Source organism: Alteromonas sp. BL110 (assembly GCF_003443615.1).
Classification (GTDB): Bacteria; Pseudomonadota; Gammaproteobacteria; order Enterobacterales; family Alteromonadaceae; genus Alteromonas.
Genome location: NZ_CP031967.1, coordinates 3,908,134 through 3,922,516 on the forward strand (window position 1 = coordinate 3,908,134; position 14,383 = coordinate 3,922,516).

At 44.6% G+C, this 14,383-nt stretch carries 10 protein-coding genes; all 10 read left to right on the forward strand.

Annotated elements, in window-relative coordinates:
- Positions 1 to 420 carry a phage tail tube protein gene (locus D1814_RS17060; RefSeq protein ID WP_118494648.1) on the forward strand — a complete coding sequence of 140 codons (420 nt, stop codon included), beginning with the start codon at positions 1 to 3 and terminating at the stop codon, positions 418 to 420.
- Positions 420 to 887 carry a hypothetical protein gene (locus D1814_RS17065; RefSeq protein WP_118494650.1) on the forward strand — a complete coding sequence of 156 codons (468 nt, stop codon included), beginning with the start codon at positions 420 to 422 and terminating at the stop codon, positions 885 to 887. Before D1814_RS17060 ends, D1814_RS17065 begins: the two co-directional genes overlap by 1 nt.
- A gap of 140 nt (positions 888 to 1,027) precedes the next feature.
- Complete coding sequence (locus tag D1814_RS19825; protein ID WP_442857724.1) at positions 1,028 to 1,195, forward strand: hypothetical protein; 168 nt, start codon at positions 1,028 to 1,030, stop codon at positions 1,193 to 1,195.
- Positions 1,195 to 3,588: a phage tail length tape measure family protein gene (locus tag D1814_RS17070; RefSeq protein WP_118494652.1), complete on the forward strand. Its 2,394-nt coding sequence runs from the start codon at positions 1,195 to 1,197 to the stop codon at positions 3,586 to 3,588. The genes D1814_RS19825 and D1814_RS17070 overlap by 1 nt, the downstream gene beginning before the upstream one ends.
- On the forward strand, positions 3,589 to 4,182 hold the full coding sequence (locus tag D1814_RS17075; RefSeq protein ID WP_118494654.1) for a hypothetical protein: 594 nt from the start codon (positions 3,589 to 3,591) through the stop codon (positions 4,180 to 4,182). It begins immediately after the preceding gene.
- Entirely contained in the window at positions 4,179 to 4,805 is a 627-nt protein-coding gene (locus tag D1814_RS17080) for a DUF2163 domain-containing protein (protein WP_118494656.1), read from the forward strand. The genes D1814_RS17075 and D1814_RS17080 overlap by 4 nt, the downstream gene beginning before the upstream one ends.
- Positions 4,806 to 4,807: 2 nt before the next feature.
- Positions 4,808 to 7,699 (forward strand): hypothetical protein, encoded by a 2,892-nt coding sequence (locus tag D1814_RS17085; protein WP_118494658.1) that lies wholly within the window; start codon positions 4,808 to 4,810, stop codon positions 7,697 to 7,699.
- Positions 7,700 to 7,745: 46 nt separating this feature from the next.
- Positions 7,746 to 9,107 carry a hypothetical protein gene (locus D1814_RS17090; RefSeq protein ID WP_118494660.1) on the forward strand — a complete coding sequence of 454 codons (1,362 nt, stop codon included), beginning with the start codon at positions 7,746 to 7,748 and terminating at the stop codon, positions 9,105 to 9,107.
- On the forward strand, positions 9,100 to 11,997 hold the full coding sequence (locus tag D1814_RS17095) for a hypothetical protein (protein ID WP_118494662.1): 2,898 nt from the start codon (positions 9,100 to 9,102) through the stop codon (positions 11,995 to 11,997). Before D1814_RS17090 ends, D1814_RS17095 begins: the two co-directional genes overlap by 8 nt.
- Positions 11,998 to 12,011: 14 nt before the next feature.
- Positions 12,012 to 14,117: a PKD domain-containing protein gene (locus tag D1814_RS17100; protein WP_118494664.1), complete on the forward strand. Its 2,106-nt coding sequence runs from the start codon at positions 12,012 to 12,014 to the stop codon at positions 14,115 to 14,117.
- Positions 14,118 to 14,383 lie beyond the last annotated feature (266 nt).

The following is a 14,383-nucleotide window of genomic DNA, read 5'->3' on the forward strand; positions in this document are numbered from 1 at the left end:
ATGAAGGGTAAATTAGTTTCATTGCACTTATCGACGGATGATGGCACTTCATTCGGTAATTCTATAGCAGACATTATGACCATGGAGCCTGGTGAAATGACCAGTGAAGTGGTAGATGCAACCCAGTATGGTACCGAACATGACTGGAAAGAGTCGGACTACGGTTTGCGTGATGGCGGTGAATGGAATATTACTGTTCGTTACCGTGAAACGCAGACTGATGTTGAAAGTATTATTGATGCTTTTCATAACGGCACGAAAAACCACGTACAGGTGCAATTTCCAGCACCAATTTCTAAAACATTATCATTCCGTTGCCTAACCACAAAAGTCGGTTATGCAATTCCTAAAGAAGGTCAAATAGACAGAAGCTTAACGCTAAAAGTCGACGGTCCTATTCTTGAAGAAGATCTTACTTAATGTTTGGTTTCTTTAAGCGTTTTATCGCTGAGCGTAAGATGCCGAAGGATAAAACCTTCGTGCATCGCGCGCAAAGTGCAGCAGTTAAATTGGGGCGTTGGCTTATCGTTGAGCTTTCTGCAGCTGACGCTGTAGTGATCATGGACCAACTCAATCTTATTCAGCGTTCCCATGCTGACTTGGAAGAGAAAGGGCGCAATGTAATGGCACTGAGATACCAGGCTATTGCAATGTCGCTGCGAACTAAGTCTGGTCGCATACCTCTTAAATGGGATAGTGAAACTGACCTTCTATTTCTCGCATCATTCCCACAGTCGAAAATTTCCTTAGTGCTTGCAGAGATTGCCAGTGTTTCTGATATGCCTTGGATAGACCCCCTCTATCAACCACCAAGCAGTGAAGGCAACTCGCAATCAGAAGAGCCCGAACCGCTTAGTGATGAGGATTTAGCAAGAAACCCCTCATAGGCCAGCCGTATCGAACAGCCACACTTAGGCTGGCCTTAAAGCTAGGCTGCGAAGATGCAGACTCCCTCCTAGATAGACTCAGTGCGTCAAAGCTTCTCGAATGGTTACGATTTGGCGAAATCGAGCCATACGGCGGCAAAATTGACCAGTTCCAAGTAGCTGGTTTACGTGCACAAGTGGCAAATTATTTACGCAAAAAGGGTGATAAACCCTTTGAATCTAGCGATTTTATCGTTGGATATCGCCCCAAAATGCAAGTCAAACCTATGTCTGTAGAAGAGCTTTATAAGCGCTTTACGAGAAGATAATGAACAAAAAGAACTACGAAGTTGAACTGCGAGGCAATACCCGGTCTTATCGCAGCGAGTTAGGGCGTGCAATAACAAGCAATGACCGCTTTAACAACTCAATGCGTGGATTATCACAGGGCGCTCAAGCTATTCAGGGCCCAATGGGCGGCGTGGCCAGTAGGGTATCTGTCGTTAATTCATTGTTTTCTTCTGGTGCTGCCGTCACTAGCGGTTTAGCTGCGGCTTTAGCTGGCCTAGTTGCGGTTGGCTATAAGTCGCTGCAGGTGTTCAATGAATACGAAAAAAGCCAATTAAGAACCGAAGCATTAGTTAGGGCGACTGGTAATGCAGCTGGTTTTACTGCTGAGCAACTACAACAACAAGCTAACCAAGTTGCGTTAAGCACGCTGGCCAGTGTGCAGGGAATAACCGAAGCACAGAACGTTCTTCAGACGTTTAAGTCTGTGAGCGGAGAAACCTTCACACAGGCAGTGGAACTTTCTCAGGATATGGCCGCTGTTTTTGGCGGTACCGCTAAAGATAAAGCCCTGCAATTGGGTAAAGCATTAGAAGATCCTGTAGCCGGTATTAATGCACTTAAGCGCAGTGGTGTTAGCTTCACTTCTGCGCAGAAAGACATGATTCGTTCAATGGTAGAAATGGGCGATACTGCAGGCGCTCAGAAGGTCATTCTTGAACAGCTTGCGGGTCAAGTAGGCGGTGCTGGTTCTGCCGAAGCTGGCGGGTTAGCAGGTTCAGTAGACACGCTTGGCCAGCGCTGGGATGAATTGCTACTCAGTTTTTCTGAAAGCTCTTCTATTGGTGGCGGGGTTAAAAGCTGGTTAGATGGTATTTCATACTCCCTTGATAAGTTGCGCGGCAAAATCGCGCCAACCATTGATGAACTTGAAGCAGAATTAGAAACTCTTGAAGCCAGTCAGCAGAAAGCGACAACTGGGCGTGGCGGCAACGCTGCAAAGGCCGCGAATGCGGTTCGTTCTGCAGAAGCTGAAGCGTTAAAAGAACAAATTCTGCAGCTAAAAGCAGAGCAGGGAGATCTGCAGGCTCTCGACCAACTAATAGAACAAAGGTCGAATGAGCTAAAACAAATAAATACCAGGTTACCTGAAGCGAGCTCGCGTGGCGTCGGTAGGTTCGGTAAGTCTGAAAAAGAGAAGCTTCAACAGCAACAACGAAAAGCTGCAGCAGAACTCCAAGAATTTAAGCGTCAGAAAAAACAACTAGAAGACGCTAACCAAGCCCATGTCGAAACTCAGGCTGCAATTAAAAAAGAGGCTGATCAGGCTGCACAAGTTAAACGGCAAGAAGAAGCTGAGAAAATGGCTTCAAGCCTTCGTGCGCAGTATCAGCGAATTTACGACGAAGCACTGGCAGCTGACGGTAGAGAGGTAGAGTTAACTAACTTGCGCTACGAGCGCAAGGTTGAAGAGATGAACGCAGAGCTTGAGCTTATGCGTGAAAAGGGACTGCTGACCCAAGAGCTCGAAAAGGAACATCAAGAAGCACTGAATAATCTTCTACTAACAAAAGAGGAGAAGGTTGCAGAACTGAACCAGCGCGAAATAGATGCGGCAACGGAGAAGTATGCTGCAATACGTGAAGCTGCCCTTGAAGCTGGCGGAAAAGATGAAGAATTAGCCCAGTTTAGGCATGACAAGCGTGTAGAGGAAATTGAAGCTGAGCTCGACATGCTACGCGAAAAAGGCTTAGCAACACAGGAAATTGAAGCGGCCCATAAGCAGGCAATGGAAGACCTGGAAGCAACTCACCAAGGGAGGCTTGCTGAAATTCGCGATGAAGCGAGAGAGGAAGAGCTCAAGAAGGAAGAAGAGAAAAAAGCACGTCAACAAGAAGGTTACGGAGTGCTATTTGATGCAGCTAACAGCTTTTTTGATGGCATGGAAGGGCGCGAAGCGGGTTACGCGCGAATGGCTTTGTCTATCGGTGAAACCTTACTTAACGAAAAGAAGCGAAAAAGTCTGCAGTCTATATGGACTAACACCATGGATGCGGCGATGGGGGCCTATAACGCACTGGCCAGCATTCCCTATATCGGACCAGTATTGGGTGGCGCTGCTTATGCGGGTGTGGTCGTTACGGGTGCAGCTGCAGCAGCAAAGTTAACTGGTATGGCGCACAGCGGTATGACAAACATTCCTTCTGAGGGTACCTATCTACTAGACGGAGGGGAACGGGTTGTTCAACCAGACCAGAACCGCGACCTAACACGATTCTTAAGTTCATCAGAAACGAATAATTCCTCAAGTCTTAGCGTTAAAAACGAAACCCATATTCACGGTGATGCATCAAATCGCGATTGGCGAGAGATAGCATTGCGCGACAAGCGCTTCATTCGCTTGTTCAAAGCACGTCTTGAGAGGCCAGTATAAATGTCTGCTTTTCCTATTCAGTTTTTTAAACAGGTTGAGGTTACGTTAATTCTCGACATCATCAAACCAGAAGAGCGACTGTATGAAAACAAGTCATTAGGGAGTGAAGATCCTTACTACCTCTTTGCGCTCACCTCTACACCAGTTAACCATGATGACGCGATGGAAATTAGCGGAATCCTTGATTGGTACAACGATTCAATTAGGAACTTTCTTCTGCCTAACCCGTTAAAGTCGGTGAGAAAACTTAGCGGTCTTTATCTGACAACAGGCGGGTTCGTCGGTAGTCAAGAATTGAAAGTTGCAGGATTACCGCCATCGCGTGAAAAAGCAGTGTGGGGTGGGGATTTTATACAACCCGATATAAACACCAAAGGCTATCGAATTGCTTTTAGTGCAAACTCAGACCCAACAGGCCGCGCTACAATAACGCTCACCCAGCCGCTTTTACATAATATTCCAGCTGGAACACAGATTCGCTATGGCGATGACGTAAGTTTTCAGGTGTGTGTAAAGAACCGAAATGGTGGTGAGTTTGGTGTTAAAGATGCGGGGAAAACCATCTTCGATTTAGAGTTAATGGAGCAGCTTTGAAGAATCTAACAGCATCAGAGATTGAGCGCTTAAAAGGCTACAACCCCACACGCTACCAAACCTACCTAATAAAAATGAACATAAACGGGAATATGCTTTATCTGACAGATAGGGATGCCCCTGTTTTCTACGGTGGTGTTTACTATCAACCGGGTTATATAACGTCTGACAGTATTGATGACATTGAAGTGACTTCAGAGCCTGCAACAAATGAGTTCAATACCACATTGGATGCGCGTGACGGTGCGTTCATTCCTTACTTTCTAAATAAGGGATGGAATAACTCAGAAGTAACGGTTTATGAACAACATGCTGATGAGCTAGGCGTGATCGTCACTTTAAATGTATTTGAAGGTTTCATTGATTCTCGTGACATTTTCAAAGAAACAAGAAAAATTGACGCGGTTTTAGCATCAGTCTGGGCTGACTTCGAAAAGCAAGCCGGTACCAAGACGAACTCAGGTTCACATCAAAAATATTACCCAGATGATACGGCCTTTGAACATGTAGCCAGAGCAAAACGAAAAATTTATTGGGGTAAAAATGCGCCAGTTGCATCAAGTAGTGGCAGTTCCTCTGGTAGTGGCCGCTTTGATCTGCCAAGAATAACGCAGCAGGTTTAGAAATGAGCTTTTTAGAAGATGTTGGTGGGTTCTTTTTTGGGTGGTTAGCACCTGAAGCACCAGAGCCAATGCCACCTGGCACTGAGTTAACATCAGCGCAAACTGATGCGCACGTTGGTGTGGTTATAGGCAAGGTCCACAAAACAACGGGTAATATTATATTTAAAGAAACCAATGATGGTGACTCTGATGATATTAAAAATGACTTGCTTCATATCATTGTCGTGTGGGCTGAAAAGGTAAAATCAATTGATGAGGTTTATGTAGACGATATTCCCGTTTCTTCTGATAATCCTGCGTTCTTTCACGATGATGGCGGGCGCGTGGTGCACATGCGTAATTTTCCTGATGGCATGGATAACTATGAAGATCCTATGCTTACTGCAGCAGGGTGGCGATTATCAGACAAAGCTTCAGGTAAAGCATGCAGCTACATTCGTCTTGAATATCATGGTGGCGAGTTTGCTATCTCATCAGAGCCTAAAATTACCGCTGATTTAACGGGTACCACTCACTCAAACCCAGCACTGGCTTTACTCGACTATCTTAAAGATCCTCTTTATGGGAAAGGCCTCTCTACTGGACTGATTAACACAAATTCTTTTTACAGAGGGAGGGACCTTTGCGACTCTCTTGTCGATGAGGTCGTTGGCCAGCCAGAACAAAGACCACTGTTTAGCTGTAACTGCAAGCTAGACACAAGTAAAGACATATTGGAAAACGTCAATGTGCTGTTAAAGCCTATGCGTGGTTGGCTGCCTATTATAGATGGCCAGTTGACTTTAGTTATTGAGCAAGATGATGACCCGGTTAGCATACCAATCCTTGAGAAAGATATTATCGAGATGGATGGTGTTTCCGAAGGCAGTAAGAACAAGCGGTATAATCGTGTTGCTGTAACATACTATGAACCTGCAGCAGATGGTACTGCGCAGGAAGCTGTTTATCCACCTAAAGGCAGTGCGTTAGAGACTCAGCTGTTAGAAGAAGATAACGGCTTCATTAATGAAGGTTCCGTTGACCTGGTTACTTGCAACAACTTTTACGAAGCCCTTGAGTTCGCCAAAACATGGCTTGAAATTTCACGTGAGCAAACGAAAACCCGCATACATTTGCCCAAGTGGGCGCTTATATATGACGTGGGTGACATTGTGCCTGTTTACGATTCGTTTTTAGGCTGGGAAGGAAAGCTATTTCGAATAGAACAAATTTCCTCTAATAAACAACGTGTGACATTAACGGTTCGCGAACACCAGCCCTATATCTACGATTTTTTTGGGGAAGGCAACAAACCAGAAATACCTGATACCACATATAGCTTTACTAATCCCGATGAGCCAAGCGACTTGACGATTGAACACGTATATTCTGCGTTCGTACAAGTTAAAATCTCTTGGTATTCTGAAGCATCACGTTTTCTATATCAGGTGTTAGATGAACAAGGCTTGCTAATAGAAACTGACTCAATTGCGCGTTATCACGTAAACCTTTCAGGCTACGCGCTTGGTACCTACCGTTTTAGAGTTATGGCGTTAGGTGGTCTTTCTGCGCGAAGCGGATGGGCCGAAATACCGCTGATAATGCAAAAGCCTGGCGTGCCAACTGACATTACAATAAACCCCACTGCTACAGAGTTGGAAGTTATTCCATACTTAGCCGGTTCTGATAGTTCAACCGCATTTCTGTATTCCATTAGCCATGACTTAGCGGATGAAGAGCCGCCTTTGCCGTATCGTGGGCCAGCTCATGCTTACACGTTCCCCGGCTTAGCACCAGAACGTGATTTCAAAATATGGGTTTGCTCATCCAATGCTCTAGGCGAGTCGCAATGGACGTTCGTAGTTGCACGGACTTCTGCAGTAGATGAATTTTGGGGCAATATCGTTAGAACGGTGATGTTACCAGGCTTACCTGAAAACCTTGGTGACACTATAAATAGTGTAGTCAATGATGTGGCCAACTGGTCACAGCAAACGAACGAGCTAGGCGAACAGTACTCGACGTTACTCTACAGCGTGACTGAAGTAGCGCAAGAAAACCAAGTTATCAGCTTAGATGTGCTAGGCGTTAAACAAAAGATAGGTGATAAGAGTGTTCAAGCGCAAATTTCTGACTTTAAAAATGCTCAGATAGGCTACGAAGACGAAAACGGCGAATGGATAGAAGGGGCCGCGTTCGCGCAGGCTTTCCAAGAAATAAAAATAAACAACTTGGATGGTGATCAGGTTAGCGTTTTTTCTTACTTCGAAGCACTGGAAACTGCGATTGGTGAAGTAAGGGGACAGATTCAGTTCGCCATCGATGTGAATGGCCGTTTAACCGGAATGTTCATTGAAGGCAGTGAAAACGTCAGTTCAATTATTTTGGCTGCAGAGAACGTTAAAATTACCAGTCAGGATGGAGCCGTTTGGCAAGAATGGGACAGTGTATCAGGGACCATTAAGTCCTATGCCACTATATACGCCGAAAATATCGAAGGAGATATTACAGACGGTGCAGTGCTAGATATGCGGCCTATTACGTTTGATGGTTCTGGCACGCCAACGCAAGAGCACGTACTTGTTAATTTTCTTATCCAGGCGCAACCATTCGAGCGTGTCGCTTACGTTCACCCCATTCCAATTCAGTGGGGCAGTTTGGACAACTTGTTTATCACTGCAGACGTGAATGGTAGTTCTGTGCATGTTATCTCAACGCCAGGCGATACATTCAAAGGCGATAGTGTTTCTGGCGTGGTTGTTAGAGTTCCGGCCAACACCGATGTCGTTGTTGATGTCAAAATTCAAGGTAACAGTAACAACGGAACATGCATTATCGACGGTGATGTTTTCGTTCAAGTATTCAAACAGGCATTTGGCATACAGCAGCTTCAGCAAGGCCAGCCTGTCCAATAAAAACGGCTCTAAATAAAGTCGTTTCTTCTCAGATATCGGAAAAATAATGAGTACCTACGTTTTTAGTCTCAACGACATTAGTGTTGAAGACGGTAGCCCAGTTGTGTCTGTAAATAACTTAGATTCGTTCTTTGGGTTGATTGAGGGTAGCCAGTTATTCATTGCTGGAAAGCTACCTGCCACAATTATTGATCATGACACTACCGCCAACACGCTAACGCTTAAATATAACTGGCAGCAAGGTGATTTAAGTAATGTGGCTGCTCAAGTAGTGCCAATAGGGGCGGTGGGTGTACTTCTTCAAGCATTAGAAAATAACAGAGCTGCTTATGCCGCATTTTTAGAAAACGCGGGAAGTGGTGAAGTTGAATGGGAGAAAGTAAACAACCCTCCACAAACTGCACTTAGATGGCCAAACTTTTCTGAGCTGGCTGGAAAGATATCGAAAGAGCAATTGCCGGACGATATTGATACAGACAATAAAAAAACTCAGGCAATGAGTCCTCCCATCAAACGCGAAAAAAGTCTAACCCAGCGATTAAGTGACTATCCAACACTCAAGAAAACAGAAGTTCGCCCCACGGAGTCACCAAACAACAAACGATTAATCCAGTTTGATGATGTGCGCGGCGAAGTGCACATAGCGTTAACCGATAGATGGTTCACTGTACCCACAACTATAGCAAGTCGCACTTTCCCAATTTTTTATCGGGGCCTGATACTTCGCTTCAATAACAACAGTTCGTACAGCGGCAACATTAAAATGCGCGTATATCCCATGGGGAAGGGCGGTTTAGGTTTGCCAGGTAACCCACCATTTATTAACGATCATGAATGGCAAGAATACGAAACAAGCGTAACGAATCTATACAAAATAGGCGAATTTAACAGTGAGTATTTTGAAGGAATTATTGAGTACATCGAATTAGATAACGGTTGGCATCAATTTGATGTTAACCAGTCTGATGTAAGTTCGCTTAATGCTAAGTTTGATGTTGCCTTTGGCACCTTCCGATCACCGTTCAGAGTCTTCTACCAAAAAGCGGATGGCTATTGGTATAGCGATGATATGTTTCCCGATACGTTAGATGAGATCGGCCCTAGCTGGGTACAAGATGCAAACAACCACCGCATATTTACAGTAACCGAAGCCACAGGCAGTACAGACGCTCTTCGTTTCTTTGGTGATGGCTATGACGAATATCAATTTGAAATGGTGTTAAACGTTTCTTATATCGATGGAACACTTGCTTTAACAGTTTCAAACTCTGACCCCAATAAAGTTTACTACCAAGGCCCAGCACGCTTTATCACAGATGAGCGCATTTACTTTAAACGCGCCGGTTCTTCTACTACCGCAGCACTTACAGTTGAATCAATAAAAATGAGAATCCCGCATTATGGATAGATTGTTTGATGTCAATTTGCTTGATGTGTCTGGCTGGACGGATGGCCAAGAGTGGGCAGAGTGTAACCCAGCGCAAGACTTGGCGCGTGTTTATCGTCGCACTTTTAGCGACAGTGAAGAAGATGACCCGAGCTATCGAATAGACCCAGGTGACAATTTCTACATAGGCGCCCACCCAAACCAAGTAAGAGATTGGACGCCTCGCACATTGCCGTGGAATTTAAAAATTGATAAAGGCCGCGATGGTAATCCGCTCTCTTTCTATTTCGGTCTACAGGTAGGTGAGCGTGAAATAGATACCAACTTAGAAAACCACAGCCCATGGATGCAAAACGTGTCTGGTGATTTCATCATTCTTGACGCCGATTACCATAGGTTTTTTGGGTTAAAGGTTAAAGACTCAGACCCAGTATTGAAACTGAACGCAGATAACAGAGGCGGGGAAGTTCACGGCGCTTTATTAAGCAACACTGGACTCATAGATACACAAGGTTATGCTATGTTCGACTGGATTTTACGCAAGCTCACGTTTATCAACACGATATTCAAAGCTCTCGATATCCCATTTGGTTCAAGTAATGTATCAACGCAGGATTTTGATATAACAGGTACGGGTGATTGCGGCATCGTTATTCGCTCTGGTCATTCAGAAATGGAAGTGATCGGCGGCACGATAACTAATGATAACCATGAGTTCAGCGAAAACGGAACACTTCTATACGGGCTAGAGATAGAGCAGGGCGCAAAAGCCATTGTTCGCGAAGTGCGCACTGTAGGTTTTAGTGGTAACGGCTTTAAGTTCGGTTGCGAAGTTGATGTAAAAGGATTGCACTCTACACGTGATGGCGCAGGCATTGAGTTTGCAGAAGTATCTACTGCTCGTGATTGTATGGTGAGTTGGACGCGCCAGTTATCCGGTGACAGCTTTGCTTACTACTTTCACAAAGACGGTGAATTAAATAACTGCGGCTGTAACTTAGATGAGACAGGCGGCTTAGGCGTAGTTGTAATTGGCCAGAATGCTACCGTTACTATTAATGGTGGTGATTACCGAGCGCACCTGCCGTTGCCGTTCCTATCAGCGCTAGGTTCTTGCACAGTAGTTTTGAATAACGTAACGCTAAACGGTGTGCTTTATAACGAAATCATTGAGTTGACTGAGGGTGAATCATGGCGCGGTGTTAAAGCCACTGTGACACCTAATGTTATTCCTGTATACGCAAACAAAACGCTATCACTTCCTTACTTGCACATTCCTGAAATGGCTAACGCTATTGCTGTTCAAGGCTCTCAGCGCCCGTTTGAAAGTGTGATCACGTTACCCAGTGGCGCAAGAATAGCGCCTACTCGTGATGGCTCATTGCGTTACATACCTGGTGAAGCATGGCTTCATTTAGACCCAGGGGAAACAGGGGCAGACTACTTTAGATATTCAACTGAAACCCTGATATTCATGCACACATTTGAAATACTGCCTTCACCTGAAGTAGGTTCAAAAGTAGTACAGCCAGATGGTTTTAGCGGTTCGGGTTGGTCTAAGAGTGGCGACAACTATTACGCTGCAGGCACAAGTAACGCTTTAAGTGCCAGTTACAACTTTGAAGCCGGTGAAGTCTATCAAATATCACTAAAGTTAGTAGACAAAAAAAGCGGTTCGGTCACGCCAAAAATCGGTAATTCAGTTGGTCAATATAGCCATGCTATTGAAGGTACAGAAGTATGGCTTATTCGTGCGCCAGCTAATGCTACGCAAGTGCAAATCACAGCCAGTGGCTACAAGGGTAACGTACAGAATATCTATGTACGCAAGCTGCTAAGAACTGAAACGCCTGCAGTACCAACTTTAAGCGGCTCAGTTAACGGTAATGAGGCAACGCTTAAATGGAAAATCATTCCCGTTGCTCGCTTACGAGATTCATACACCGCAGACATTCACATTCAAAACCAAGAACTCGATCACGATACGCAATTTGGATATTACCGCGAAGATGAAACAAAAAGCTACTTGTTTGAAAACGTATGGTGTTCTGGTAAGCGTAAAGGCATAAGCCTCTATGGTGCCGAGTCAGTCGAGGTAGACGGTTTTGAGTGTACTGGTGGTTACACTGGCGCAAATGATACGTGGCAAGTTGGCATTCAAGTCGATTTATATACCCCATACGCCAAGATACAGCAACTTGGGAACTTAGAAATTGATTTAGGGTTGCCCTCAAATTTTGGTGACTACACCGTTCAGTTTGGTAACTCCGATCCGATTGTTGTCAACGGTGCCTATGATGGCGAAGAAAGTTATTTGTATAGCGCTCACATATACAACGCCGATTTGCGTGCCGGTTCTGATGCAGTAACAGACCTTAAAAAGAATGTTGAGGTTAACAACGCTTACTACTTCGGTGCTTGCAAAATGCTTAGAACACACAAGCATGGCAAAGCATTAGTAACGAATACTGAGTTTGAGCAAGACTACGGCACTCGTGAAGTGTTCTCACCTACGCACAGTCCCGCAATTATAGAGATTTGGAATTGCGCGGTTGATGGGGTTCGCTGCGTAACCAAAGAGCAACTTGTTAACCAACACAAAGACGAAACATTCTACTTTGAAGGGCGTGGCGTTTTAGGTCCAAACCGAAACTCAGTAGAGGTTTTAAAAACCTACCCAACCCTAGATGATTTGAACCGCTTTGCTATGACCGATATGGAATTTGAAGTGTCAAGCAACGGTGGTTCGACTTGGTCTACTTTAAATGTCCCCAACATTGACCTGCCTGGTGTCATCGGCGCATTTGGACGAACCCTTTCTTTTTCTTCAGGCACATACGAGATCAGATGCCGTTGCCTAAACGGTGCGCTTACTGGCGCATGGTCTAACACAATTTCAATTACAGTATAGAGAGAATATAAAATATGGCATTTTATTTACAGATGCTTGAAGCAGAGGCAACTATCCCAAATTGGCAAGCTTCGGGTGATTTTACTATCACGGCAGGGTTGAAGTTCAAAGCTGTAGAAGAGTTGTTTATTGGCCTTCAGTCTTCAGGTAACAGCTACATTGCTACATTCCCAAGTGGCGAGTTGCTTTTTAAAGCAAGCTCCGCAATTTTTACGGGTTACAACCCACCTATAGACCAGTACATCGAATTAACGATAACAAGGGTAGGTAGTGCCATTTCTATATCAGTGGATGGATCTGAAATTGCCTCTGGTACAGATAGTGGGACAATGAATATTGATGCTATCGGATTTAATTCAAATAGCGGTTACAGCGGTGCTTCGATAGACCTTTACTACTTAACTCTATCAACGGCAGGTGATGATAGAAGCTATGTAGTAACCGATTCAGCTTTGGAAGATGAGAACGAAGTTAGCGGCTCTAACAATGCAACTTTTATCACGCCAATGGCTACTTACAATTTTGTTGAGTATTCTCAAGGCTCAGGAACGGTAACGGCTAACGCTGGTCCTAATCTAAACGCAGAGCCAAACGACCCTGTTATATTGGATGGTTCAGCCTCAACTAGCACGGGCGATCCAATTACTAGCTATACGTGGACGCAAATTAGCCCTGCCTCACCTACTGTTATCATTGGTAACGCTAATAATGCTATAGCTAACTTTGACGCACCAGATATAACAGAAAATTTTGTTTTCCAACTCGAAGTGTCGAATGGAGATACTACGGACACTGATACAGTCACCGTTGTTGTACAACAGGGGGTTGTAGCTGGAACATACAACATCGTTTGGGATGGTGATAGCCGCACATTCGGCACAGGCTCAGACCCCGTTTTACCTGTACCTGATAGGGTTAATGATTTACTCACACCAACCCCAACTTTCAGCAATTTTGGTGTAGGTGGCCAACAAACATCAGACGCGCAAAGCACATTTAACGCTAATGTTATCCCTGCTTATGATGAGTCCAGAGAGTTCAATATCTATGTACTAAATGGATTCGGTATTAATGATTGTCGATTAGGTAGAAGTTCAAGCGATATTATTGCAAGCCTTACTGACTTAGCAGAAAGGGCAAAGGCGCTAGGCTTTTACGTTGTTATTTCAACTATACCGCCTCGCGATACTTCCACGGAGACAATTGAAGCCACACGCGTTGCAGTAAACGACTGGATAATGTCAAACACTGAAACTTCTATTGATTTGCGCTACGACCTGAATAGCGATGAGCGAATAGGCGTTTGGTCAAGTTATTACTACTCTGATATCTCTCACTTGAACTATGCTGGTCAAGATATTTGGGCTGAGAATATATCGATAGCAATTGCAGACGAATTTGAAGGACTGTCGACATCAGCAGTGCCCGTAAACCAAACCCCAACTGCTAACGCTGGACCCGACCAATCAGTAGCGGCCGCAACGCAATTCATGCTAGATGGTACCGGTTCGCTAGATACAGACGGCACTATAGTCGAATGGCGCTGGACACAAACCGCGGGTGACACTGTAATACTTAACCTAGAAGACCCCGCTAGGCCCACCGCAACATCACCCAGCAGAACGATAGCGCAAACGCTAACATTTCAGCTGATAACGGTTGATGATGAAGGTGAAGAAAGTTCGCCTGGTACCGTCAATGTTAACGTTGCTGCGGTAGTCTTGTCTGAAATTTTAAAAGTTATTGAAAGACTAGATTTTGATTTGGCAACGCAGGGCGATGTTAATGCATACTTTGGACGTGCAAATAGAGAGGTTATGAAGCTAAAGCCGTCAGACCCTACTGGATTGGCGCTCGATGCTGATGGCTTCATGCTGCTCGACAGCAACACCATAGAAGAGGTGAGGGTTATAGCTGGAGGTAGCTCGATATCTTCCAAGACTGACTCAATTAATTTGGACGGTTCTGAGATGCTAGTGAGATTAGGCGATTTAGAGGCTTCTAAAAACGGTAGTCTTTACTTCTCTATCGTCGTTTTTGTCGAGGGTGACACTAAAGGTGTTGTCGTATCTTCGAAGGGGTCCAGCGGCAATAAACCGATGTCATACGTCACACTTTAGCTTCATAATATCAGTGTTTTTTTAACGGTATAATGCGGTCTGCAGGGCTGCATTATATTTTGAAATTTAATTATATATTATTGATAATGTTATTTTTTATAGTGTGATTTAAAATCCCTCGCTGGTAACAGCGTGCCGGTTCAAGTCCGGCCCCGGGCACCATTTTATTTCCTATTTCTATTCAATACAAAACTTTGTCAATCACGCTCTTTTACTACGATTTACTATGGTAAAATCCGTAAAAATCTTTGGTAAAGACGTACTAT

Bases quoted from the DNA above. Each gene is read 5' to 3' on its own strand.
- D1814_RS17060 (WP_118494648.1), top strand. From the start codon at position 1: ATGAAGGGTAAATTAGTTTCATTGCACTTATCGACGGATGATGGCACT.
- D1814_RS17065 (WP_118494650.1), top strand. From the start codon at position 420: ATGTTTGGTTTCTTTAAGCGTTTTATCGCTGAGCGTAAGATGCCGAAG.
- D1814_RS17070 (WP_118494652.1), top strand. From the start codon at position 1,195: ATGAACAAAAAGAACTACGAAGTTGAACTGCGAGGCAATACCCGGTCT.
- D1814_RS17075 (WP_118494654.1), top strand. From the start codon at position 3,589: ATGTCTGCTTTTCCTATTCAGTTTTTTAAACAGGTTGAGGTTACGTTA.
- D1814_RS17085 (WP_118494658.1), top strand. From the start codon at position 4,808: ATGAGCTTTTTAGAAGATGTTGGTGGGTTCTTTTTTGGGTGGTTAGCA.
- D1814_RS17090 (WP_118494660.1), top strand. From the start codon at position 7,746: ATGAGTACCTACGTTTTTAGTCTCAACGACATTAGTGTTGAAGACGGT.
- D1814_RS17095 (WP_118494662.1), top strand. From the start codon at position 9,100: ATGGATAGATTGTTTGATGTCAATTTGCTTGATGTGTCTGGCTGGACG.
- D1814_RS17100 (WP_118494664.1), top strand. From the start codon at position 12,012: ATGGCATTTTATTTACAGATGCTTGAAGCAGAGGCAACTATCCCAAAT.